The sequence below is a fragment of the Paraburkholderia terricola genome (assembly GCF_003330825.1).
Lineage (GTDB): Bacteria > Pseudomonadota > Gammaproteobacteria > Burkholderiales > Burkholderiaceae > Paraburkholderia > Paraburkholderia terricola.
The window spans coordinates 1,034,329-1,057,952 of record NZ_CP024942.1; the positions used below are offsets into that span (position 1 = coordinate 1,034,329).

The 23,624-nt window shown below is 62.6% G+C and carries 25 protein-coding genes; 17 read left to right on the plus strand and 8 right to left on the minus strand.

The features are described 5' to 3' along the window. The first annotated feature begins 371 nt into the window (after positions 1-371). On the plus strand, positions 372-557 hold the full coding sequence (locus tag CUJ90_RS23175) for a hypothetical protein (RefSeq protein ID WP_073428810.1): 186 nt from the start codon (positions 372-374) through the stop codon (positions 555-557). A gap of 90 nt (positions 558-647) precedes the next feature. Here the strand turns inward: CUJ90_RS23175 and CUJ90_RS23180 are convergent, their stop codons facing one another. Next, a complete protein-coding gene (locus CUJ90_RS23180; protein WP_073428811.1) occupies positions 648-1,652 on the minus strand; it encodes a GlxA family transcriptional regulator in 1,005 nt (334 codons plus the stop codon). Between the two features lie 672 nt (positions 1,653-2,324). On the opposite strand from CUJ90_RS23180, the gene CUJ90_RS23185 reads away from it, so the two are divergent. The 12 genes from CUJ90_RS23185 to CUJ90_RS23240 all read left to right on the plus strand — a co-directional run bounded on the left by CUJ90_RS23185 (position 2,325) and on the right by CUJ90_RS23240 (position 14,409). After that, a complete protein-coding gene (locus tag CUJ90_RS23185) occupies positions 2,325-4,697 on the plus strand; it encodes a bifunctional salicylyl-CoA 5-hydroxylase/oxidoreductase (protein ID WP_114163999.1) in 2,373 nt (790 codons plus the stop codon). After that, the gene (locus CUJ90_RS23190; RefSeq protein WP_114164000.1) at positions 4,694-5,467 is read left to right on the plus strand and encodes an SDR family NAD(P)-dependent oxidoreductase; all 774 of its coding nucleotides are present in this window, start codon (positions 4,694-4,696) and stop codon (positions 5,465-5,467) included. Before CUJ90_RS23185 ends, CUJ90_RS23190 begins: the two co-directional genes overlap by 4 nt. Further along, entirely contained in the window at positions 5,464-6,021 is a 558-nt protein-coding gene (locus tag CUJ90_RS23195) for a MarR family winged helix-turn-helix transcriptional regulator (RefSeq protein WP_114164001.1), read from the plus strand. The genes CUJ90_RS23190 and CUJ90_RS23195 overlap by 4 nt, the downstream gene beginning before the upstream one ends. Positions 6,022-6,060: 39 nt before the next feature. Then, positions 6,061-6,912, plus strand: a complete 852-nt coding sequence (locus CUJ90_RS23200) for an enoyl-CoA hydratase family protein (RefSeq protein ID WP_114164002.1) — start codon at positions 6,061-6,063, stop codon at positions 6,910-6,912. Position 6,913: 1 nt separating this feature from the next. Next, positions 6,914-8,119, plus strand: coding sequence for an acyl-CoA dehydrogenase family protein (locus tag CUJ90_RS23205; RefSeq protein ID WP_114164003.1), 1,206 nt, complete (start codon positions 6,914-6,916; stop codon positions 8,117-8,119). Beyond that, complete coding sequence (locus CUJ90_RS23210; RefSeq protein WP_114164004.1) at positions 8,116-8,562, plus strand: acyl-CoA thioesterase; 447 nt, start codon at positions 8,116-8,118, stop codon at positions 8,560-8,562. The genes CUJ90_RS23205 and CUJ90_RS23210 overlap by 4 nt, the downstream gene beginning before the upstream one ends. Further along, complete coding sequence (locus tag CUJ90_RS23215; RefSeq protein WP_083081988.1) at positions 8,559-8,957, plus strand: RidA family protein; 399 nt, start codon at positions 8,559-8,561, stop codon at positions 8,955-8,957. Before CUJ90_RS23210 ends, CUJ90_RS23215 begins: the two co-directional genes overlap by 4 nt. 62 nt (positions 8,958-9,019) lie before the next feature. Further along, the gene (locus CUJ90_RS23220; RefSeq protein ID WP_114164682.1) at positions 9,020-10,660 is read left to right on the plus strand and encodes an AMP-binding protein; all 1,641 of its coding nucleotides are present in this window, start codon (positions 9,020-9,022) and stop codon (positions 10,658-10,660) included. Positions 10,661-10,733: 73 nt separating this feature from the next. Next, positions 10,734-11,411 carry a glutathione S-transferase family protein gene (locus CUJ90_RS23225; protein WP_114164005.1) on the plus strand — a complete coding sequence of 226 codons (678 nt, stop codon included), beginning with the start codon at positions 10,734-10,736 and terminating at the stop codon, positions 11,409-11,411. A gap of 190 nt (positions 11,412-11,601) precedes the next feature. Further along, the gene (locus CUJ90_RS23230; protein WP_114164006.1) at positions 11,602-13,092 is read left to right on the plus strand and encodes a DHA2 family efflux MFS transporter permease subunit; all 1,491 of its coding nucleotides are present in this window, start codon (positions 11,602-11,604) and stop codon (positions 13,090-13,092) included. Positions 13,093-13,242: 150 nt separating this feature from the next. After that, complete coding sequence (locus tag CUJ90_RS23235) at positions 13,243-14,076, plus strand: AraC family transcriptional regulator (RefSeq protein WP_114164007.1); 834 nt, start codon at positions 13,243-13,245, stop codon at positions 14,074-14,076. Positions 14,077-14,205: 129 nt separating this feature from the next. Further along, on the plus strand, positions 14,206-14,409 hold the full coding sequence (locus tag CUJ90_RS23240; RefSeq protein WP_244220110.1) for a helix-turn-helix domain-containing protein: 204 nt from the start codon (positions 14,206-14,208) through the stop codon (positions 14,407-14,409). Positions 14,410-14,494: 85 nt separating this feature from the next. Here the strand turns inward: CUJ90_RS23240 and CUJ90_RS23245 are convergent, their stop codons facing one another. After that, the gene (locus tag CUJ90_RS23245) at positions 14,495-15,394 is read right to left on the minus strand and encodes an SDR family oxidoreductase (protein WP_114164008.1); all 900 of its coding nucleotides are present in this window, start codon (positions 15,392-15,394) and stop codon (positions 14,495-14,497) included. 100 nt (positions 15,395-15,494) lie between these two features. On the opposite strand from CUJ90_RS23245, the gene CUJ90_RS23250 reads away from it, so the two are divergent. After that, complete coding sequence (locus CUJ90_RS23250; RefSeq protein ID WP_114164009.1) at positions 15,495-16,385, plus strand: helix-turn-helix transcriptional regulator; 891 nt, start codon at positions 15,495-15,497, stop codon at positions 16,383-16,385. Here the strand turns inward: CUJ90_RS23250 and CUJ90_RS23255 are convergent. Beyond that, entirely contained in the window at positions 16,382-16,996 is a 615-nt protein-coding gene (locus CUJ90_RS23255) for a dioxygenase family protein (RefSeq protein WP_114164010.1), read from the minus strand. The two genes, CUJ90_RS23250 and CUJ90_RS23255, sit on opposite strands and share 4 nt — an antisense overlap. Positions 16,997-17,614: 618 nt before the next feature. Between CUJ90_RS23255 and CUJ90_RS23260 the strand changes: the two genes are divergently transcribed. The 3 genes from CUJ90_RS23260 to CUJ90_RS23270 are packed head-to-tail and all read left to right on the plus strand — an operon-like array spanning position 17,615 to position 21,484. Beyond that, positions 17,615-19,696 (plus strand): ferritin-like domain-containing protein, encoded by a 2,082-nt coding sequence (locus CUJ90_RS23260; protein ID WP_073429728.1) that lies wholly within the window; start codon positions 17,615-17,617, stop codon positions 19,694-19,696. Between the two features lie 13 nt (positions 19,697-19,709). Then, positions 19,710-20,663, plus strand: coding sequence for an MNIO family bufferin maturase (gene bufB / locus CUJ90_RS23265; protein ID WP_114164012.1), 954 nt, complete (start codon positions 19,710-19,712; stop codon positions 20,661-20,663). Continuing rightward, entirely contained in the window at positions 20,660-21,484 is an 825-nt protein-coding gene (locus CUJ90_RS23270) for an HvfC/BufC N-terminal domain-containing protein (protein WP_114164013.1), read from the plus strand. Before bufB ends, CUJ90_RS23270 begins: the two co-directional genes overlap by 4 nt. A 115-nt stretch (positions 21,485-21,599) precedes the next feature. Here CUJ90_RS23270 and CUJ90_RS32690 read toward each other — a convergent pair whose 3' ends face one another. The 5 genes from CUJ90_RS32690 to CUJ90_RS23295 form a co-directional block, all read right to left on the minus strand. Continuing rightward, a complete protein-coding gene (locus CUJ90_RS32690) occupies positions 21,600-21,755 on the minus strand; it encodes a hypothetical protein (RefSeq protein ID WP_161553720.1) in 156 nt (51 codons plus the stop codon). Positions 21,756-21,823: 68 nt separating this feature from the next. Beyond that, positions 21,824-22,276 (minus strand): GNAT family N-acetyltransferase, encoded by a 453-nt coding sequence (locus tag CUJ90_RS23280; protein ID WP_083081966.1) that lies wholly within the window; start codon positions 22,274-22,276, stop codon positions 21,824-21,826. Beyond that, positions 22,273-22,701 carry a VOC family protein gene (locus CUJ90_RS23285; protein ID WP_114164015.1) on the minus strand — a complete coding sequence of 143 codons (429 nt, stop codon included), beginning with the start codon at positions 22,699-22,701 and terminating at the stop codon, positions 22,273-22,275. Before CUJ90_RS23285 ends, CUJ90_RS23280 begins: the two co-directional genes overlap by 4 nt. After that, the gene (locus CUJ90_RS23290; protein ID WP_244220111.1) at positions 22,698-23,201 is read right to left on the minus strand and encodes a helix-turn-helix transcriptional regulator; all 504 of its coding nucleotides are present in this window, start codon (positions 23,199-23,201) and stop codon (positions 22,698-22,700) included. The genes CUJ90_RS23285 and CUJ90_RS23290 overlap by 4 nt, the downstream gene beginning before the upstream one ends. Next, positions 23,188-23,583, minus strand: coding sequence for a lysozyme inhibitor LprI family protein (locus tag CUJ90_RS23295; protein WP_073429721.1), 396 nt, complete (start codon positions 23,581-23,583; stop codon positions 23,188-23,190). The genes CUJ90_RS23290 and CUJ90_RS23295 overlap by 14 nt, the downstream gene beginning before the upstream one ends. Between the last annotated feature and the right edge of the window lie 41 nt (positions 23,584-23,624).

Below are 23,624 nucleotides of genomic sequence, written 5' to 3' on the forward strand. Positions count from 1 at the left end.
CAGGACATTGAACCACGACACCTGGCGCGACGCTTCCAGATGAAAACGAAAAACTGAGACGGAATGTATATAACCTGATTCAAATTGAGTTATATGCGGTTTGATATAAAGAAGGCGTTGAGGAATCGAAGCCGACCTATTCCGGCGCGGCGTTTGTTCACGTCAAGATCGATTCGGAATTTTGGAGGTAGGGCTTTCCTGAGTTTGTACTGACAGATGCCGCCGTTATTATATGAGCGACTGCCAGTCAGTTAGCATCGAGTTGCGGGCTGAACGTCTCGTTCAGACAGGATTTATCGGGGCCGCCATACTTTCAGCAAACGATTGCGCGCGGGGCTAAAAAAGCCGGACGCGCAGCCGTTAACGCATTCATGCACAAAAAAGACATTCAGGCAATCGTTGATGCCGCCCTCGAAACCGCCAATACCATTGTAGGCGCGAGAGAGTGGAATTCGGTCGAAGATGCCAGCGCGATGCACGACGTGATCTTTTGGGACATGATCGTCAAGCGCTTGCCCGATATGACCATGGCCGATCTTTTGTCGATTCTGGATTGAGCGCTTCGCGCGTAGTGCTGGCCGCGCATTGTCCGCAGCCCGACCGGCCGATATTCCGATAAAGCGCAACGCATACGTTTAAATCAGCGGTTATGACGACATCCGTGAATGCCGTTTGCTGGAGCGGTACTCGGTAGGTGTTTTCCCTAGATACTTGCGAAAAAGTTTCGAAAGTCGGCCGCCGCTGCCGATTCCACTGCGGCGCGCTATTTTGTCGACCGGCAAACTGGTTTCAATAAGCAGTCGGCAACTCATGTTTAGTCGCACATACAGAAGATAGTCAGAGGGCGTGACGCCCATTTCGATCTTGAAGCGCCGAAGAAAATTTCTCTCACTCATGGCCGCGACCTGCGCCGCCTCGTCGATCACGATCGGTCGATCACCGTTTGCTTCCAACCACCGCGCTGCCGCCTGAATTTTTTCGCTGACGGACGCCGACGCGCTTTTACTTAAAATCGCGGTGAACTGTGTCTCGGCGGGCGGCGCCACCCAGCCTGCGATTTGGCCCGCGATTGCGGTACCCAAATCGGCTTCGACAACGCTCAATGCAGCTTGCAGTGGGCTGAACGGAACGGTCAAAACGCCAGCAACCGGAGCGTTCCGCACGGTTTGATAATGACTTTCGCCGTAGTGCCGAGCGCTGAAGCTCTGTCCGAATCCGGCGGCTTCCAGAACAACGCGCCCTTCGCCGGTTGGAAAGACCAGTTCGCTGCGCAGGTAGGCCAAACGCAGCCAGGTAATCAGTCGTTCGTCGCGCAGTGCGTTGTGCGCCTCCGTACCGCCTACGACAAATAGTGCCCGGAAATTGTCGGCGGGGCGGAACGTTTCAATGCTCTCGCTCCAGACGAACACCGACGACGAACTTGCGACTCTGCCACCGGAAGCCGATAAAAGACCCACGTCATAAGGTGTTCGGCCAGACCGCTCGATTCCGGCAAGCGCGTTTGCCGACTGGAATACCTCGATGATCGCGGCAGCCTCCGGGAGCGCGAAACCATCGAACAAAACGATGCCGATATGTCCGACCGGTCGAGGACTGAGTAGCGCTTCCGGGCTCACCGCCTTGTCACTGTGAACTTCCGCAGAACACGCCATCGTAGTTTTCCCTCAGAATTGGTCGCAATATTCCGGCTGACCTGGAACCGGATTTGTTCGGTCCGATCCTACATAAGCATTAATGACGTTGCTAAGTGGCGTCTGAATTCGCCAATATGTTGGCGTGCAAGGTCAATGCCGGGCTTTACCTTCGATGCGTTTTGGGAGGGATTCGTCTTTTCAGAAAAATGCATTTATAATTAACCGATGCCATGCAATCGTTAATTGACAGATTAATTCTGGCAATTTATCCAATTAACGATTTCTGATGCACTGGGAGTCGGAATCCCACCCGCATGCTCCCACCCCATGCGGCCTCGAGTCGATCTGGTAGGTTTCGTCGGCCCGCCGCGACTGTCCCTGGGCGCCTATATACATCCGTCCACGTTCCCGCATGGTTCTTGCTGCACACAAGAGCCTGACGGCGTTGGCCGCTCTTGACGACGGGCTGATACGGATGCCCGTTCAGGGCAAGTCCCCATCGAGATACGGCTTGCCTGCTGGCGAGCGAGCACCCGCTCCTGCCTTACGTTCCAGGAGCCCCCTGACCGATGCTCGTTTGAGTGAATACGGCACCCGCATGCACGCGCCCCCCGCGCCGATGTTTACTTGACATCTAAATTATCTACGCCTAAATTAACTCCAAAGCAGAATCCACTTTGGAGACTCAGCATGCGCATTGTCTGTATCGGCGGCGGCCCTGCCGGCTTGTATTTCGGCTTGTTGATGAAGAGCCGCAACCCGGCTTACGACGTTACGGTCGTGGAGCGCAACCGTCCGTACGACACCTTCGGCTGGGGCGTGGTGTTCTCCGACCAGACGCTCGGCAATCTGCGCGCCGCCGACGCCCCCAGCGCCGACGCCATCCTCGACGCCTTCAATCACTGGGACGACATCGAAATCAATTTTCGCGGCAGGCAGATCCGTTCGTCGGGTCATGGCTTCTGCGGCATCGGCCGCAAGCGTCTGCTGAACATCCTGCAAGCGCGCTGCGAAGCGCTTGGCGTCAAGCTGGTATTCGAAACCCAGGTCACGGACGACACCGTCTACCAAGCCGACCTGGTCGTCGCGTGCGACGGCGCCAACAGCGCGATTCGCCAAAAATATGCGGCTACGTATAAGCCCAGCATCGACATGCGCGATTGCCGCTTCGTCTGGCTCGGCACGAAAAAACTTTTCGACGCCTTCACCTTCGCCTTCGAGGAAACGGAGTTCGGCTGGTTTCAGGCACACGCGTATCGTTTCGACGATCAAACGTCCACGTTCATCGTGGAAACGCCGGAGCGCGTATGGCGCGCCGCCGGTCTCGACGAAATGAGCAAGGAAGACAGCATCGCCTTCTGTGAAAAGCTGTTCGCCAAGTATCTGGACGGCAACGCGTTGCTGTCGAACGCCGCGCATTTGCGCGGGTCGTCGCAATGGATCCGCTTTCCGCGTGTCGTCAACGAGGAATGGGTGCATTGGCGCCGCAACGCCGACGGCACGCAAACGCCGGTCGTTCTGATGGGTGACGCCGCGCACACCGCGCACTTCTCGATCGGCTCCGGCACCAAGCTCGCGCTTGAAGACTCCATCGAACTGGCGAACAGCATCGGCGCGCATCCCGGCGATTTGCCCGCCGCGCTGAGGCACTACACGAACGTGCGCAGCGTCGACGTACTACGCATCCAGAACGCCGCGCGCAATTCAACGGAATGGTTCGAGCATGTCGACCGCTATACGTCGTTCGAACCCGAACAGTTCGCGTATTCGCTGCTCACGCGCTCGCAGCGCATTTCGCACGAGAACTTGCGCGAGCGCGACGCGCGCTATCTGTCCGGCTTCGAAAACTGGCTCGCGCAGCGCGCCGGCGTCGAACCCGCACCGCACAAGCACTCGATTCCGCCCATGTTCACGCCCTTCACGCTGCGCGGCGTCACGTTGAAGAACCGTGTGGTGGTTTCGCCGATGGCGCAATATTCAGCCGTCGACGGTATCGCCGGCGACTATCACCTGATGCATCTCGGCGCGCGCGCGATGGGCGGCGCCGCGCTGGTCATGACGGAAATGACCTGCGTATCGCCCGAAGCGCGCATCACGCCCGGGTGCCCTGGCATGTACGCGCCCGAGCATCTGGCGGCGTGGAAACGTATTGTCGATCTCGTGCATCGTCAGTCGGATGCCAGGATCGGCATTCAACTCGGCCACTCCGGCGCAAAGGGATCGACACGAGTGGCATGGGAAGGCATCGACCAGCCGCTCGCCGAAGGCAACTGGCCGCTCGTTTCAGCCTCGCCGCAACAATATCTGCTCGGCGTCAGCCAGCATTCGCGCGAAGCCACTCGCGAGGAATTGCGCGAGATCGAAGCGCAATTCGTGCGCGCCGCGCATATGTCCGCCGAAGCCGGTTTCGACTGGCTCGAACTGCATTGCGCGCATGGCTATTTCCTCTCCAGCTTCCTGTCGCCACTGACCAACCATCGCACGGACGAATACGGCGGTTCGCTCGAAAACCGCCTGCGCTATCCGTTACAGGTGTTCAAGGCGATCCGTGCGGCATGGCCGCAAGACAAGCCGATTTCCGTGCGCATTTCCGCGAACGATTGGGTTGAAGGCGGCACCACGCCCGACGACGCCGTGCAGATCGCGCGCGCGTTCAAGGCAGCGGGCGCCGACATGATCGACGTGTCGTCGGGTCAGGTCAGCAAGGAGGAAAAACCGGTGTACGGCCGCATGTTCCAGACACCGTTCGCCGACCGCGTGCGCAACGAAGCGGGCATCGCAACGATCGCCGTGGGCGCGATCTCCGAGGCCGATCACGTGAACAGCATCATCGCGGCGGGCCGCGCCGATCTGTGCGCGATTGCGCGTCCGCATCTGGCGAATCCGTCGTGGACGTTGAATGAAGCCGCCAGGATCGGCTACCTCGATGTGGCCTGGCCCAAGCCTTACATCGCCGCGAAGTCGCAACTCGAACGCAACCTGGAACGCGAGCGCGCGCAGGCGGCGGCCAACGCAGGCCTGTCGCCGCAAGAACGCGCGCAACGCGCGGAAGGAACCACATGAATACGCTGAACTCATCGCTCGCGGGACAACACGCCGTGGTCACCGGCGGCGGCAGTGGCATTGGCGCGGCCGTGGCGGAAACGCTGCTGCGCGCCGGCGCGCGCGTCACGTTGATGGGCCGCAGCCCGCAACGGCTCGACGCGCAGCGCGACAAACTCGCCGCGCTCGGCGAGGTCGCCTGCGTCAGCGCCGATGTCACGCAGGAAAGCTCCATTGCCGATGCGTTCGCTCAGGCCGGCGCAGTCGACATCCTCATCAACAACGCCGGCCAGGCGCAAGCCGCGCCGTTCACACACACCGACATGGCGCTCTGGCAGCGCATGCTCGACGTGAACCTCACCGGCGTGTTCCTCGGCACGCGCGCGGTGTTGCCCGGCATGCTCGAACGCGGTCATGGCCGCATCGTCAACGTGGCAAGCACGGCGGGACAAATCGGCTACGCCTACGTCGCCGCGTATTGCGCCGCGAAACACGGCGTGATCGGTCTCACGCGTTCGCTCGCGCTCGAAGTCGCGACCAAAGGCGTCACCGTCAACGCGGTTTGTCCCGGCTACACGGAAACCGAATTGCTGCACGCATCCCTCGAACAGATCACCAGCAAGACCTCGCGCACCGAACAGCAGGCGCGCGAAACCTTGCTGCGCTCGAATCCGCAGCGTCGCTTCGTGAGCCCCGAACAGGTCGCCAATGCCGTGCTGTGGCTTTGCCAGCCGGGCTCGGAAGCCGTGACGGGTCAATCCATTTCCATCTCCGGTGGAGAAGTAATGTGACGAAATCATCGAACATCAAAAAGCCCGTGGCTAGTGACGCAAAACCGCCGCGCAAAGGCATCGCGAAACCCGCGGAGAACGTCGTGGATCTGGAAATGAGCACCGGCGCCGATAGTCACATGGGCCTGCGTCTGTGGCTGCGCATGCTGACCACCACCAATCTCGTGCAAGCCGAGTTGCGCAAGCGTCTGCGCAACGAATTCGACACCACGCTGCCGCGTTTCGATCTGATGGCGCAACTTGAGCGGCACCCCGAAGGCTTGAAGATGACCGAGCTATCGCGCCGTTTGATGGTGACGGGCGGCAACGTCACCGGCATTACGGATCAGCTCGAAAAAGAAGGCCTCGTTTCGCGCGACAACGATCCGAACGATCGCCGCTCGATCAGCGTATGCCTCACGCCTGCGGGCCGCAAGGCGTTCGACAAGATGGCGGTGGCGCACGAGCAATGGGTGGTCGAACTGTTCGGCGGCTTGAGTCTCGATGAAAAATCGCGCACGCATCAGCGCCTCGGCAAGCTCAAGAAACATCTGCTCGACAGTCTGAAAGACTGATCCGCCCTGAACCGCAACACCATCCTGCATGGAACGCTCATGACACGATCCAACGCCGACGCACTGCTGGACGGCAACCGCCTGACGCTCGCCAGCTACGAGGCGCGACACTTCGGCTGGTCGGTCGCCGGCAAGGTCGCGACGATCACGCTGAACCGCCCGGAGCGCAAGAACCCGCTAACGTTCGAATCGTACGCGGAGTTGCGCGATCTGTTCCGGCAACTCGCGTATGCCACCGACATCAAGGCCGTCGTGATTCACGGCGCGGGAGACAACTTCTGCTCCGGTGGCGACGTGCACGACATCATCGCGCCGCTGATCGATTTGCCGATGCCGGAACTGCTGCTTTTCACGCGCATGACCGGCGACCTGGTCAAGGCCATGCGCCACTGTCCGCAACCGGTGATCGCCGCCGTCGACGGCGTTTGCGCCGGCGCGGGCGCGATTCTCGCCATGGCGTCCGACATGCGGCTCGGCACCGCGCGCAGCAAGCTCGCGTTTCTGTTCTCGCGCGTCGGCCTGGCGGGCTGCGATATGGGCGCTTGCGCGATTCTGCCGCGCATCATCGGGCAGGGGCGCGCCGCCGAATTGCTCTTCACCGGACGCTCCGCAAGCGGCGACGAAGGCCACGCATGGGGCTTCTATAACCGCCTGTGCGACCCCGCGGCGCTCCTCGAGGAAGCGCACAAGCTCGCCGCCGATCTCGTCGCCGGCCCGACGTTCGCGCACGGCATCACGAAGAAGATGCTGCATCAGGAATGGAGCATGAGCATCGACGAAGCGATCGAGTCCGAAGCGCAAGCACAGGCCATCTGCATGAGCACACGCGATTTCGAACGGGCGTACAAGGCATTCGCCGCGAAGTCGCGGCCCGTGTTCGAGGGAGACTGAGTTGAACGCCAACAGCGATGCGGATCTGCATGGCGCGCTGGCCTGGCCGTTCTTCGAGCCACGCCACCGCGAACTCGCGGCGGGTATCGAGGCATGGTGCCGCGCGAATCTTTCGCACGGCGAGCATAGGGATGTCGATGCGACCTGCCGTCGTCTGGTGCGCGAACTCGGCGCGGCGGGCTGGCTGAAATACGGCGTGGGCGGTGTCGCTTACGGCGGTCACGGCGACACGATCGACACGCGTGCCGTTTGCCTGCTGCGCGAAACGCTCGCCAAACATTCCGGCCTCGCGGACTTCGCGCTCGCCATGCAAGGGCTCGGCTCCGGTGCGATTTCGCTCGGCGGCACGCACGAGCAGAAGGCGCACTACCTGCCGCGCGTCGCCAACGGTACGGCCATTGCCGCGTTTGCGTTGTCGGAGCCGGAAGCGGGATCGGACGTCGCCGCCATGACGCTCGCCGCTCGCGAAGACGGCGACGCCTACGTGCTCGACGGCGACAAGACGTGGATCTCCAACGGCGGCATCGCCGACTTTTACGTCGTGTTCGCCAGAACCGGCGAGGCACCGGGCGCGCGCGGCATCACGGCATTCATCGTCGACGCGGATACGCCGGGGCTTGAAATCGCCGAACGCATCGACGTGATCGCGCCGCATCCGCTCGCGCGCCTGCATTTTGCGGGCGCGCGCGTGCCGCGCAGCCAGATGCTCGGCGCAACCGGCGAAGGCTTCAAGCTCGCGATGCGCACGCTGGATATTTTCCGCACGTCGGTGGCGGCCGCGTCGCTCGGATTCGCGCGTCACGCGATGGCGGAAGGTCTCACGCGCGCCGCGTCGCGCAAGATGTTCGGGCAGACGCTCGGCGATTTTCAACTGACGCAGGCGAAGCTCGCGCAGATGGCGTTGACCATCGACAGCAGCGCGCTACTGGTTTATCGCGCCGCCTGGCTGCGCGATCAGGGCGAAAGCGTCACGCGTGAAGCGGCGATGGCGAAGTGGCATGCCAGCGAAGGCGCGCAACAGGTGATCGACGCCGCCGTGCAGCTTTTTGGCGGCATGGGCGTGCAAAGCGGCACGGCCGTCGAAATGCTGTATCGCGAGATTCGCGCGCTGCGCATTTACGAAGGCGCGACCGAAGTGCAGCAATTGATCGTGGGGCGCGATTTGCTGAAAGCGCACGCGGCCGCGACCGGGGGCAGCGCGAAATGAGTACGCCTTCGTTCGACAGGCAGGTACGCATTCGCTTCTCGCACTGCGACCCCGCGGGCATCGTGTTCTTTCCGCAATACCTGGTGATGACCAATGCTTTGGTCGAAGACTGGTTCAACGAAGGCCTGCATATCGACTACGCGCAGATGATCGCGCAGCGCCGCGTCGGCCTGCCGATCGTCAAGCTCGACTGCGAGTTTTCGCGGCCGAGCCAGATGGGCGAGACGATCACGTTGACGCTGGGTGTCGTCGCGATTGGACGGCGCTCGATCAGCATCGAGATCGTCGGTCATTGCCGCGGCGAAACCCGCTTTCGCGCCAAACAGGTGCTCGTCACCACGTCGATCGAAAGCGGACAGTCGATTGAAATTCCCGCGGACATCGCGAGCGCGCTCGCGACGTTCGCCCCACAAGTCGAATCCATCGAGACGCATCGCTCATGAAAAAAGCTCTTCTCCCCAACGGTTGGATCAAGCCGCGCGGCTATGCGAACGGCGTCGCGGCCACCGGCACGCAGGTGTTCATTGCCGGCCAGATTGGCTGGGATGAACAGGCGCGCTTCCAGACCACCGACTTCGCCGCCCAAGCCATTCAGGCGCTGAAAAACGTCGTGGCCGTGCTGCGCGAAGCGGGCGGCGAACCGCGCGATCTGGTGCGTCTCACCTGGTATGTCACCGACAAGCGCGAATACCTGGCCTCACTCAGAGATATCGGCCGCGGGTTTCGCGAGCTGATCGGCGACTACGACATCGCGATGAGCGCGGTGCAGGTCGTTGCGTTGATCGAGGACGAAGCGAAGGTGGAAATCGAAGCGACCGCGGTGATTCCGCGGCAGTGATTCCACGATAAATACAGCAAGCCAACCGCAATGCAGCCGGCTCGACGCCGGGGGAGAGGATGATGGAACCGTCAGCACACGTCGACACCTTCGCGCGCGACAATCTTCCGCCGCAGGATCAATGGCCTGTCCTGCTTCTCGACAACCCGGACGTTGCGTACCCGTCGCGCTTTAACTGCGCTTCGGAGTTGCTGGACCGAACCATCGAAGCGGGTCATCGCGACCATCCGGCGATCTGGTCCGATGTGGACGGCGAACCACGCGCCACCACCTACGGCGAACTGCTTGCATTGGTTAATCGCAGCGCGCACGTGCTGGTCGACGAAATGGGCTTGCAGCCTGGCAACCGGGTGCTGCTGCGTGGACCGAACAGCCTGAACATGGCGGTGATGGCGCTGGCGGCGCTGAAAGCCGGACTCGTTCTCGTGCCGACCATGCCGCTTTTGCGCGCCAAGGAACTGAAGCAGATCATCGAGAAAGCGCAGGTGAGCGCGGCATTATGCGACGCCCGTCTGATCGCGGAACTGGCGCGCTGCAACGATCCTCAGAACGAGTTCTACTGCGCCGGTCTGAAGCAAACGCGCCTGTTTCACGACGACGACGCCGAGTCGATCGACACACTCGCGATCAACAAACCGGACCGCTTCGCCGCGTGCGACACCGCCGCCGACGACGTCTGCCTGATCGCCTTCACCAGCGGCACGACCGGCGCGCCGAAAGGCTGCATGCACTTTCATCGCGACGTACTGGCCATGTGCGATCTGTTCCCGCGCCATGTGTTGAAACCGTCGTCCAGTGACGTTTTTTGCGGCACACCACCGCTCGCGTTCACGTTCGGCCTGGGCGGCCTGTTGTGTTTTCCGCTGCGCGTGGGCGCATCCACGGTGCTGATCGAGAAGCTCACGCCCGAGACCTTGCTGGACACCGTCGAACGCTTTCACGCGACCATCATGTTCACCGCGCCGACCTTCTACCGGCAAATGGCACCGCTCGTCGCGCGCCACGACGTGTCGAGCCTGCAAAAGACGGTGTCGGCGGGCGAAGCGTTGCCCGACTCCACGCGTCGCCTGTGGCACGAGGCGACCGGCATCGAGATGATCGACGGCATCGGCGGCACCGAGCTGATTCATATCTTCATCTCGGCGACCGATGACGCGATTCGCCCGCACGCCATCGGGCGCGCGGTGCCGGGTTACGTCGTGCAAGCCGTGGACGACGCCATGCAGCCGGTTCCGCCTGGCACGATCGGCAAGCTCGCGGTGCGCGGCCCGACCGGCTGCCGCTACCTCGCCGACGAACGGCAAGTGAAGTTCGTGCGCGACGGCTGGAACCTGCCGGGCGATTCCGTCTATCTGGACGAGGACGGCTACGTGTTCTATCAGGCGCGCGCCGACGACATGATCGTCTCCGCGGGCTACAACATCTCCGGCCCCGAAGTGGAAAGCGTGCTGCTGCAACACGAGGCGGTCGCCGAATGCGGCGTGGTCGGCGCGCCGCACGAAACACGCGGGCAGATCGTCAAGGCCTTCGTCGTGCTCAATCCAGGTCATGAACCCAACGACCAACTGGTCTCGCAACTGCAGGACTTCGTGAAAAACAGCGTGGCGCCGTATAAATATCCGCGTGAAATCGTGTTCGTCGACTCGCTGCCGCGCACGGAAACCGGCAAGCTCAAGCGCTTCGAGTTGCGTTCGTTGAAGTAGAGGGGCGGCTAGAGCCACGCCTCGGCGCAACATCTCTATGATGTGGCACTTCACAGGCCAACTTCCCTCGCCCATGCTGACCGTCCATCACCTGAACAACTCGCGCTCGCAACGCGTGTTGTGGTTGCTCGAAGAACTCGGCGCGCCCTACGAGATCAAGCGCTACCAGCGCGATCCGAAAACGATGCTGGCGCCGCCCGAATTGCGCGCGGTGCATCCGCTCGGCAAGTCGCCCGTGATGACCGACAATGGGCAGACCCTTGCCGAGTCGGGCGCGATCATCGAGTATCTGATCGACAAATACGGTCAGGGGCGTTTCGCGCCTGCAATGGGCACGCCGGAGCGGCCGCGTTACACCTACTGGCTGCACTACGCGGAAGGCTCGGCCATGCCGCCGTTGCTGCTGAAGCTGATTGCGCTGCGTATCGCCGGTGCGCCGATGCCGTTCTTCGCCAAGCCGATCGCGCGCAAGATTGCCGCCACGCTGCAATCGAGCTTTGTCGATCCGCAGTTGAAGCTGCACCTCGGCTATATCGACAAGGAACTGAGCGCGACCGGCTGGTTTGTCGGCAACGATTTCACAGCGGCCGACGTGCAGATGAGCTTTCCGCTCGAAGCTGCCACCGCGCGCGGCGGCATGGAAAACAAGCTTCCCGCGATCGCCGACTTTCTGAAGCGCATTCATGCGCGGCCGGCTTATCAACGGGCGCTGGAGCGCGGCGGCAAGTACGAAATCGTCGGCGGAGATTGAGCGGCGTGCCCGCCCAGGAACTCGTAGTTGTACCCCAAAAGTCGCGGGTGCTAGACTGAAAAATTCATTGCCATCAACGGGTTGCAAACCGCTTTGCCAACCGCTTCGCCGACCAGGTCGGCAAGATCGCGCCGAACGGCGGCACGGAGCGGAGCGGCAACCGATCGATTGATGCAAAGGAGCGCACTGCATGACCCATTCCATCCACGGCAACAAACGCTGGCTGGCGCTGATCGTTCTCTGCCTCGGCGTGCTGATGATCGTGCTCGACACCACGATCGTGAACGTCGCGTTGCCGTCGATCGCGGCGGATCTCCGCTTTACCGAGACCTCGCTGGTGTGGGTGGTCAACGCGTACATGCTCACGTTCGGCGGCTGTCTGCTGCTGGGCGGACGGCTCGGCGATCTGTACGGCCACCGCAAGCTGTTCCTCGGCGGCATCACGCTGTTCACGGTGGCGTCGCTCGCCTGCGGCATCGCGAACTCGCAAATCCTGCTGGTATGCGCGCGCGCCGTGCAGGGCTTGGGCGGCGCGATCGTCTCGGCTGTTTCGCTGTCGCTCATCATGAATCTGTTCACCGAACCCGGCGAGCGCGCCAAGGCAATGGGCGTGTACGGCTTCGTGTGCGCGGGCGGCGGCAGCATCGGCGTATTGCTCGGCGGCCTGCTCACCAACCTGCTGAGCTGGCACTGGATCTTTCTCGTCAATCTGCCGATCGGCATCGCCGTCTATGCGCTTTGCGTCGCGCTGCTGCCGTCCGCGCGCGGCCATGCTCACGGCGAGCGGCTCGACGTGGCCGGCGCCGTGACGGTCACCGCCTCGCTGATGCTGGCCGTCTATGCGGTCGTGAACGGCAACGAGGCCGGCTGGACCTCGGCGCAAACGCTCGGCTTGCTGTTCGCCGCACTCGTGCTGCTCGGCGCGTTTCTCGTTATCGAGGCGCGCGTCCAGCATCCGTTGATGCCGCTCGGGCTGTTCCGCCTGCGCAACGTGGCGACCGCGAATGTGGTGGGCGTGCTGTGGGCCGCGGCCATGTTCGCGTGGTTCTTCATCTCCGCGCTGTATCTGCAACGCGTGCTCGGCTACCGGCCGTTGCAGGTCGGGCTCGCGTTCCTGCCCGCCAATCTGATCATGGCGTTCTTTTCGCTGGGGCTGTCGGCGCGCGTGGTGATGCGTTTCGGTTTGCGTGTTCCGCTTGCCGTCGGTCTGCTGGTCGCCGCGCTAGGGCTCGCGCTGTTCGCGCGCGCGCCGGTCAATGGCAGCTTCGTGGTCGACGTCTTGCCGGGCATGATCCTGCTCGGCTTCGGCGCGGGCATCGCCTTCAATCCGATGTTGCTGGCCGCGATGAGCGACGTCGATCCGGGCGATTCGGGCCTTGCGTCCGGCATCGTCAATACGTCGTTCATGATGGGCGGGGCGCTCGGTCTCGCGGTGCTCGCCAGTCTCGCCGCCGCGCGCAGCGACGCGATGCTGGCTTCCGGCAGTGCCATCGCGGCGCTCAATAGCGGCTATCACGTGGCGTTTCTGTTCGGTGCGATTTTCGCTGCGGCGGCGGGCGTGCTCGGTGGCTTGCTGTTGCGTCCGGGGCAACAGGGCGGGGCCGATGCGCACGCGCATGATGCAGCGGCGTCGGAACAGCGTCGCGCCACCGGCAACGAGGCGGCGACGGAAAACTACTGACCCGTCTGCGGCGGTTCGCAGTGTTGCGCGACCAAGGCTCATGCCCGCCGCCGCGGCTCAAGATCGAGGTCCGCAGCAAAACCGCAAGCGCGATCAAATGAGCCGGTTCGCGGCTGGCTATGCTGGCTTCGTGCTGACTTGAGACCCGATATGAACCCCGTTGGAAAGGCGCTCTGGTTTATCGAAAGCCACTTTGCCGGCGAGTTGACGCTCGACGATATCGCCAACTGCGGATGCGTGTCGCGCTTTCATCTGGCGCGCGCTTTTGAAGCGGCTACGGGGCTTTCGGTCATGCGCTACGTTCGCGCGCGCCGTTTGAGCGAAGCGGCGCGCCGCCTCGCCAGCGGCGCACCCGACATCCTGGCGGTTGCCCTCGACGCCGGTTACGGTTCTCACGAAGCATTCACGCGTGCGTTTCGCGAGCAATTCGGCATCACACCCGAAGCGCTGCGCGCGCGTGGTCATCTCGACACTATCGTCATCGTGGAGCCGATCAAAATGGACGAAACCCTTCTCACCCATCTGGAACCGCCGCGCTTTGAAGACGGCAAAGCGTTTCTCGTCGCGGGCCTCAGCGAACGGTATACGAGCGAAACCTCCGCCGCGATTCCGTCGCAGTGGCAGCGCTTTAACGACTGGTTCGGCAAAGTGCCGGGACAGGTTGGCAACGTGGCGTATGGCGTCTGCTACAACGCCGACGACGCCGGCAACATCGACTATTTGTGCGGTGTCGAAGTGAACGACTTTTCGGCGCTGCCTGCGGAGATGAGCCGCTTGCGCATTGCCGCGCAGCGCTATGCGGTGTTCAGCCACCGCGAGCATATCTCGACGGTGCGGCGCACCTGGAACACGATCTGGAATCAGTGGCTGCCGGCATCGGGACATATTCCCGCCGATGCGCCGAACTTCGAGCGCTATGACGAGAAGTTCGATCCGGTCAGCGGAATGGGTGGGCTCGAGATCTGGTTGCCGTTGAAGGCTTGATTCGAGGGTGGCCGGCTTGCCTTTGGCCGTCGCCGGAACGATCCACCGGAACCATGGCGAGACTGCCGCCTTCACGGCCAGTCCCGCCGAGCGCGGCGAGTGGTTAGGAACGAGCGAACGCTGGCGCGCGTGCTCACCCGTCAAACGGGCATGAGCTTCGGCCGCTGGCGACAGCAGCTACCGCTCATGCTGGCCGTGAGATGGCTGGGCGCGGGGGCATCGGTGCAGCAGGTCGCCGACGACCTCGGCTATGAAAGCGCAAGCAGTTGCGTCTCGACGTTCCGCAAAAACCTCGGCTCCCCACCCGCGCGCTATATGTCGGAGCGTGCGTGATAGGGAGCGGCTTCGAGCAGACGTGAGCGAAGCGCGGCGCCGAATGCCAGATTGCGGCAGTCCGGGCCGACAGCGATGGCCGAGGCTACGTCAGCACCTCGACGTAACGCGCTTCGTTGAGATCGGCGATGAGCGTCGGGCCTGTCGGTTGCCAGCCCAAACGCGCTTGTGTCTGCGCACTCGACGCCGGCATATCGAGTGCCGCGAACATCGCCATCCATCCGAAGTGCGCCTGCACTTGCTCACGCGCGATCGACACGACCGGCATCTTGAGGCCGCGCCCTAACGCCTCGGCAATCTCGCGGGCGCTCACGCCTTCTTCGCCGACCGCGTGATAGCGCGCACCGCGTTCTCCCTTCTCGATCGCGAGCCGGTATAGCCGCACGACGTCCGACAGATGCCCCGCGGGCCAGCGGTTACGGCCCTCCTCCACGTAGGCGCACACGCCTTTCTCGCGCACGATCTGGATGAGGGGCGTGATGAGGCCCTGGCGGAACGGGTTATGCACTTGCGGCAGGCGCATCACCGACACGTTGACGCCTGCCTCCAGCAGCGCATTGCTGGCCAGCTCGCTGGCGAGGCGCGGATTCGGGTGCGCGGTGTTGAACACGTCCTCGGTCGCGGGTTGACCGTCGTCGCGACTGCCAGCGCCCGTGCCCGAGGTGACGAGCAGCGGACGATCGGAGCCGGCCAGCGCCGAGCCGAGAGCCTCGATCGCGCGCTTGTCCTTCGCGCAGTTGTCCACGAAGCGCGAGAAGTCGTGGTCGAACGCGAGGTGGATGACGGCGTCCGCCTTCGCGGCGCCGCTGCGCAGGCTGTCGGTGTCTTCAAGCGTGCCGCGATGGACTTCGGCGCCCGCCGCGCTCAGCGCTTGCGCGCCCGCATCGGATCGTGTCATGCCGATCACCTGATGACCGGCTTCGATGAGTTCGGGCACCAGAGCCGAGCCGATGAAGCCCGTTGCGCCCGTCAGAAAGATACGCATCGTGAAGTCTCCTTGGGTTAATCACCCAGGCACTATGCGATCATCCGCTATCCTGTTGAAGTAGTGACTTTATCCCGGTAAAACGACTAACAGGCTCAGCATGTCAGTGAACGCCGCCCAAACGCTCGGGGACTTTTTGCGCAGCCGTCGCACGCGGCTCGATCCGGCCAGCTTCGGCTTCTCGGGCCGCAGGCGCACGCCGGGACTGCGCCGCGAAGAAGTGGCTCAGCGCGCCAACATCAGTTCCACCTGGTACACCTGGCTCGAACAGGGCCGCGGCGGCGCGCCTTCGGCGGTGGTGCTGGAGCGCATCTGCGCAGCGCTGATGCTGACGGATGCCGAGCGCGAACACCTCTTCATGCTGGGCCTCGGGCGGCCGCCGGAAGTGCGCTACCGGTCCGTCGATGGCGTGAACCCGCGGTTGCAGCGCGTGCTCGATTCGCTCGACGCCAGCCCGTCGATCGTCAAGACCGCGATGTGGGACGTGGTGGCGTGGAATCAAGCCGCGGCCGTCGTGCTCACCGACTACAGCACCCTGCCGGCCGGCCAGCGCAACATCTTGCGCTTTCTGTTCGGCGACCCGGCCGTTCGCGCGAAACAGCACGACTGGGAGAGCGTCGCGCGCTTCGTCGTGGGGACATTCCGCGCGGACGTGGCGCGCGCGGGGCTCGCTTCCGAAGTGGGCGATCTCGTGGACGATCTGCGCCGCGCCAACCCCGACTTCGACCGCATGTGGCGCGAAAACCAGGTGCTGAGCCATGGGGACGGCGAGAACGTGAAGCGCCTGCTGCATCCCACGCTAGGGTCCATCGAGATGGAGTATTCGCTGTTCGCTGTCGATGGTCGGCCGGACCTCAGCATGCTCGTGTACACGCCGCTGGACGCGCTCACCGCGGAGCGCATCCGCGCCGCCGCTGCGCAACGTCGATCGACGGCAGCGCAGAAAGCCTCGACTCTCAACGCGCCGCGGCTTCACGACGAATTGCGCTAGGTGAACGCGAGCACGAAATCGAACCGGGCCGACTTTCGCTCGCCGTCGTCGTCGATCGTCATCAGCAGCCGGCCATCGAACAGGGAATCGCGAGCATTGCGCCGCTCGCCGGGAAAGTACAGTTGGGTGGTGAGCATCGGCCCGTTGGGCGGCTGCACCGTCACATGGAAGTGTCGTGTGCGTCCCGGATAGAGCCCCGGCACGATGGTCTCGAGACGGTAGCGTCCCTCGTTGTCGGCGAATTGATGGCCGCGCAGCCGGAACCCGTCGACGTCGTACTCCCCGGCGTCATTCGCGTGCCAGAAATCGAGCAACGCCCCGGACACCGCCCTGCATCGTGTCGACCACACCCGTCCGGTCAAGACGATCTTTGTTCCAGTGATGCCGGGTTCGAGCAGCGATACGCGTTGCGGCGAGTGCGGCAGGAAGAACGGACCTGCCGTCTGCCGCCGGGTCGGTTCCTGTCCATCGGTGCAGGCGGGTGTCGCTGACACTTCCTCGGCCCGGCCACGGTTTGCCTTTCCGAGGGCCAACAGCAGCAACGTGGACGGCACCGTAGCCGACCTGCGAAGAAAATCGCGCCGTCCCTGGCTCATGCTTGGTGTGCGCATCGTGACCGCTCCTTGCTTCCCGCTTGATCGGCATGCTGCGCTGCGCACGCTGCCGAACCGACGAACTTCCGCGTTGGCTCCGTTGCATCCAACGAGGCACAGCATCCTGTGCCAACCATGGTAGGCCGAAACTTCAGGTCGGGATGCAAATACATTCTTGCCAACAGAATCCGCGATAGACGGGCACAAACACGTCAGGCGCATTCAACCGATTGATGCAATGCACTAGCGTCTGCGCGAGGCCGTGATAATCGCCTCCCGGTACAGCCACCTATCAATATTGATAGCTACATTTTTATCCCTGTAACGAGTGGAATGGAAATGGCCGTGAGTGTGCGGCTTGGCTCCAAGATCATTCAATCCAACACCGGTAACCAGCCTTTATGGTGGGCAAATGCACGGGGATTTCCATCGCCAATGGAATCGGTGCGCTCAGCACTATCGGCTTCGAACGACAGTCAGCAATGTCGCCCGCTACGACTTCACCTGGCGGGCGCAAACCAGTCAGACCATCGCGCTGCTGCTACGAGTACGTGGCGGCCCCGTGTCCCTCCCCCATGTGACGGTCAACACGTCGACGAAGAAATCTTCGTGACCGCCCGATCAGGAAAAACGAACATGTCCGAGCACGATTCCAGAAACGCAGGTCTTCCCGTCCGCCCCCTCACCGAAGCAGAGCAACGCCTGGTGCGCCATATCGACGAGCATTGGGATCGCGCCCGCGCATTGACGGAATTGCGCGACGGATTGCAGACCGCCGTCGAGATCGAACTGGCAACGGTGCCGCTCTATCTCTTCGCTTATTACTCCATCAACCGTACCCCTCAAGGATTCCCGGCGACCGATCTGTCCCGCTTCGCCGATCAGGCGGGGGGCATCATGATGAGCGTGGCTGTCGAGGAAATGCTTCACTTGTCCTTGTCGTCCAACATGCTGTTTTCGCTCGGCGTGCAGCCCCAGCTCTATTTGCGCTCGCCCTCGCCGTATCCGACCGATCTGCCCGGTCATGCGAGGCTCGGGCCGGACAGCAAGCCGATGGCCCTTCCGCTGGCCAAGTTCTCGTCCGAGCAGTTATGGCAGTTCCTCGAAATCGAATACCCGGCGGCGGCGGACGCCCCGCCTGAGCTGAATAATTGGCAGACGATCGGCCAGATATATTCGTTTCTGCGCTGCATCATCAGCTCGCGCCACATCACCGACGACGACTTCAAGGCGGGCCGCGCGCCAGCCCAGATCCAGCCGTCCAACTATTCGCCCAACAACATCGACTCGGTGTATCCGACTGCCGGCTTCAATTACGGCTGCCCGGTACCGGCTCCGGTCAACGGCTCGGCGGCCGCCACGGCCGCCTATGCGAGCCGCGGCGATAGCCATGCGAGCCGCAGCGCGCTGATGACGATTGCCTCGCGCGAAAACGCCATGCAGGCGATCCAGACGATCGACGCGGAAGGCGAGGGCTTCGGCCCTCACAAGTTCGACGATCTGTCACACCACGAACTCTCGCATTACTACAAATTCCTGACGCTGCAATCGCAACTGGCGGGCTACGATCCCAAGGACGAGAAGTTGCGGAACATGCCGCCCCCGCCGCCCGCGGCGGCACGTCAGTTCAGCCGGGAAGAACTGGCGAGAATCATGTTCGATTTTCCCGACAACCCGGTTGCCGCCGCCTACCCGCCCGGACGCCGCGAACTCGCCGACATCGTCAGCGGCCTGTACCAGTACATGCTGATCATGACCGAGAGCATCTTCCTCATCGAACCGAGTCAGCAAAAGCTGTATTTCAACCAGACGCTGCACCGATCGATGATCTGGATCCTCGACAAGATGATCCAGGCCATGCGGAAAATCTCGTTGTACGGCACCGATGGCTACCCGAGTACCCTCCAATTGGCGCCCACTTTCGAAAACATCAATCTGGGCCCGCGTCACCAGGCCTTCGCGACCCTAGTCGCCATGTGCAACGGCATGAACGCCAAATACGGCAGCGAGTCCTGGTACAGCAGCGACGCGCAATATTTCGTCGAGATGATCCCTTCCTTGCCGGAGGTGAGCGGCCTATGGCAGACGCCGCCCGATCAACCGACATTGGGCAAGCCTGGCTGCGACGTCAGTCAATATCAGGGCATTCCGATGTTCACGGAACTGCCGCCCGCGCCCGGCGTACTACTGGCTGGCGAGGTGCGGCATGCGTGCATGGGACTGAACCAATGCAAGGGACAAGGCCGCAGCCGCGATAACGAATGCGCCGGCCAAGGCTATTGCTCTACCGCGCTGGAATTCAATTTCGCTGACCCGGCCTCGCCGCTGATATCGGATCACACCTGCCGCGTGCAAAACGCTTGCGCCGGTCAAGGCGGTTGCGGCCTGTATGGCACGGGACACGAGCAGGAAGCGCCGGGCGCGAATGCCTGCGCCACGCAAGGCTGCTGCGCCACGCCGATCAATGCGGAGCGCTTCAGCACCGACGGCCGCAACCGCGGCAAGAGCGTATGGCTGCGTGCACGCGAAGTGTTCGCCGAGCAAACCTGGCCGGAACTGCGCAAAAAGAACCCGTCGCTGCCGGCCCAGCCGCCTGAGCCGCCGCATGCGGAATTATTCAAGTACGGTCCGACCATCGAGTGGATCCAGGAATATAGCGGTCATGGCATGACGGCTTGCGGGGCTAGCGGCATGAGCGGCGCGGGTAGCTGCAGCTAAGGAATGCCCGGACATGACTGAACTTCGAGGGGACACAGCCGGACATCGGCTGGGGGTTGGCGTCGGGCTGCGCAATCAGCATTTCGATCATATTTTGGCAACGCGGCCGCCGGTGGATTGGTTCGAAGCCATCTCGGAGAATTTCATGGATTCGGGAGGACGGCCGCGCGCCGTCCTGCGCCGGATCGCCGAACATTATCCGGTCGCGCTGCACGGCGTTTCGCTGTCGATCGGCAGTACCGACCCGCTCGATCGTGACTATCTGGCCCGCTTGCGGCGGCTAGCCGACGAGGTATCGGCCCGCTGGGTCAGCGACCATTTGTGCTGGACCGGCGCGCTGGGGGTCAACAGCCACGACCTCCTGCCGCTGCCGCTGAACGAAAGAACACTGGAACATGTGAGCGCCCGGGTCACCCAGGCGCAGGAGTTACTGGGACGGCCGTTGGTGTTGGAGAATCCCAGCACCTATGTCCGCTTCCGCCAGTCGACGCTGGACGAGCCGGCCTTTTTGCGCGAGCTAAGCCGCGTGACGGGTTGCTGGCTGCTGCTGGATGTCAACAATGTTTATGTCAGCTGCTTCAATGCCGGGACCGATCCATTGGATTACCTGAATCAGTTCCCATTCGATCGCGTTGTGCAATTGCATCTGGCCGGACATCAGCATTGCGGCACCCATATCGTCGACACTCACGACCGTCCGGTTTCCGCAGCCGTGTGGCAACTGTTCCGCCTGGCTTGGCAGCGCAGCGAACAAGCCGCGACCTTGCTCGAATGGGATGGCGATGTGCCTGCCTTCGAGCGCGTGCACGCCGAGTTGATGCGGGCGCGACAGATCATCGATGGCGACGCGCCCGCCGAGGTCGAAGCCGCCCCGCGGCCGCGGCCGGACACCGCCGAGGCGGTGTCCACGCCAGTCGCGTTCCTGGTGCCCGAGATCATGAGCAACAGCGTCGTGTGCCCGTCATGAGCGTCGATCAGGATCGCCTGGACTCGCTGCAACGCTGGATGATCGAGGCACTGATCGCGCCGGATGGCGTCGACGTCGACACCATCGCCGCCACCTTTTTGCCGGGGCCGAAGCTGTCCTCCTCGGCTTGCCTGGCCATCTATCAGCGCAGCTATATCCTGCGGTTGCGGAAATGCCTGGAAGAGCAGTTCCCCGCCAGCTACCACGCGCTGGGGGCGACTCTTTTCGCCGATTTCGCCGACGAATATCTGCGGGCCTGCCCGTCCGACAGCTACACGCTGCACGAGCTCGGCGGGCGTTTTCCGGAATGGCTCGAGGACAATCGCCCGGATCGGGACCAGCCGCCGGAACAACGCGAGTCATGGATCGATTTCATGGTGGACCTGGCCAGTTACGAGCGCGATCTGTATCGCCTGTTCGACGCACAGGGCCACGAGGGACGGCCCTGGCCCGATGTGTCAGCCGACGATGGCGCACTGGTCCTCCAGCCTTGCCTGGCGCTGGTCGCGTACCGCTATCCTGTGGCCTGGTATTACCACGAGGTTCGCGCCGGGCGCTCGCCACAGTTACCGGTTGCCATGCGCTCCTACGCGGTGATCCTGCGCCGCGATTTTCTGACCCACACTTATCCGGTCACTCGCCTGCACTATGAATTCCTGTCGCTCGTGAGACGGACCCGCGATCTGCCGGCGTCGGTGGAAGCGATTGCCGCCGAGGCTGGGTATCCCGTTGACGCGGTATGGCGATCCTGGCGCCATGAGGTGCGCCGGCCTTGGATCGAAGCGGGGTTCTTTGTCGAGAGAGCGGTGATCGGGGACTAGCCAGGGTGTTGCGGTTGACCTCGTGGCGGGGTCGTTCTGAGCGAAGGCGCAAACGCGCGGCTTTCGCCGCCAAGACCGTCATCTAGCAATCCTTGCATTGATAGGATTGGCCCACTCAGGCTCGATTGATTTCCCCAGTGGGAACCCATTCAAATTCGATCTCGACTTGCTTCACATCTGCCGCTCGCTTCAATGCAAGCGGAATAGCCTGGTGCGCCGGCACCGAGTGGTCGAAGTCCCCAACCAGACCCATTGTGACTGCTTTTCCCATTACCGTTATCCTCCTTGCCTCGTTCGACACCGCCTGGCGGGAGGCCGAGGCAAATATCCGGTGGAAATTCATGCCCGGTGCGGTTCCCGAACATAGTAGATATCCCACTCCGACTCAGTCGTTTTTAAAAACCCGTGTCGTTGATAGAAACGGTTCGAGTCACTATCGCGAAGCGCTCCCAGTCTGATCGAAACCGACTGGGAGTCCGCGTCCGCGAGAATCGCCGAGAGTACTGTCGAACCAATACCTTTGCCCTGGTACTCCGGTAGAACATAGAAATGTTCGAGCAACAGGTGATCGGCCGCGGGCTTTATTTGCACGAAGCCAACGGATACGCCGTCAACCACAATGAACTTGCACAACGCCGAATCGAACGACGACACGAAACGATCGCGTGCACGCCGCGGCTCGAAGCGGCCGATACGCTCAAGGCTCTCTCGCATCGCGTCGATACGCATCTGAACCAGCGTTTCGATGTCGTCGTGCGTTGTGCTCGCGAGCGTCGGGTTCACCTGTCTCATGCCTCGTTAATATTTCCCGCAGCCGCAGCCTGGATCATCTTCCAGCCATTGCCGGCAGGATCGCGGAAACCGGCATCGACGCTGCCGTAGCGGTCTACCGGCTCCTGGGTGAATTCCACGCCGTTGGCCTTCAGCCTGGCGTAGCTGGCGCGGCAGTCGGCCACAGTAAGCACCAGCGGCGGCATGGCGCCCTTCGCGACCATCGCCCGCAGCGTTTGCGCGGTGGCTTCGTCGTGGATCGGCGGGCCCGGCGTGAAAAGACCGAGCTGGAACGAGGGCTGATCGGGATGCTGGACCGTGAGCCAGCGGTAAGCACCGTTGCGCACGTCCGTGTGGACGCGAAAGCCAAGCTTCTCGACGTAGAACGTGAGCGCTTCGTCCTGGTTATCCACGTACAAGCCCACTACATTGATACCTTGATTCATGACACCTCCCTGGTTGATGGGCGGAATGTACCTTTGCCCACGCGGCGGCGCTTCTCCAAAACTGCGGTGGTGAGGTCGGGGCGCTGCGCGGCCCTCAGGACGCAGGCGGGCACGCGGTCGAATTCAGGCATGTCGGCCCGGGCCTCGACGCGCATGGCGCTGGGGCTTCGCCCGGTGATGTCGTGGAAAGTGCGGCCGAAGGTCCCCAAGCTTTCCCACCCGGTGGCGAAGGCAATTTCCGTGATGCTGAGTTCGGTGTCGCGCAGTAAGGTGGTGGCCTGCTCGATGCGCCGCGTCAGCAAATAGCGATGCGGCGGGATGCCGAAGGCCTGCTTGAAGGACCGCGCGAAATGGGCTTCGGACACACCACTGACCACGGCCAACCGCCTGACGGGCCAGGCTTCGTGCGAAGCGGCGTCCATGCGGTCCCTGGCGCGTAACAGGCGGCGCAGCAACGCCGGAGCTTGCAATGCGTCGGCGCCGGCCTCACTGCTGCCCACAACCCACGTCCCCTTCTTCACAATGCAACTGTTCGTCGAGCAGTCTCGTTTGCGCTTGCGTGAGCCGGCTCAAACAGGACGAATGAATCATGGGCTGCGCGCTATACGGCCCAGCCGATGAGCTTAAAAAATCGCATTGGGCATCACGATAAGCAACCCACGCGCGCTCGGCCTTCTGCAAGCGCGGCTTGCCCTGCGGACTCACTTTTGCCAGCAGCTTGCCGTAGGTCTCGTTGAGCTTTTTGTCGGCGGCCTGGTAGCTAAGGTCGGCGCAACGATTCAGCGAATTCTGGTCCGACGCCTTCTTGCAATCGATCTTTTCCGCGTAGGCATTGCCGCACAACCACAGAGACGTCACCGCCAGAATCGACACTCGCTTCATAGAAAACCCTCGGGCGTTGTTTCGTCAAATGGAGTGGTGAG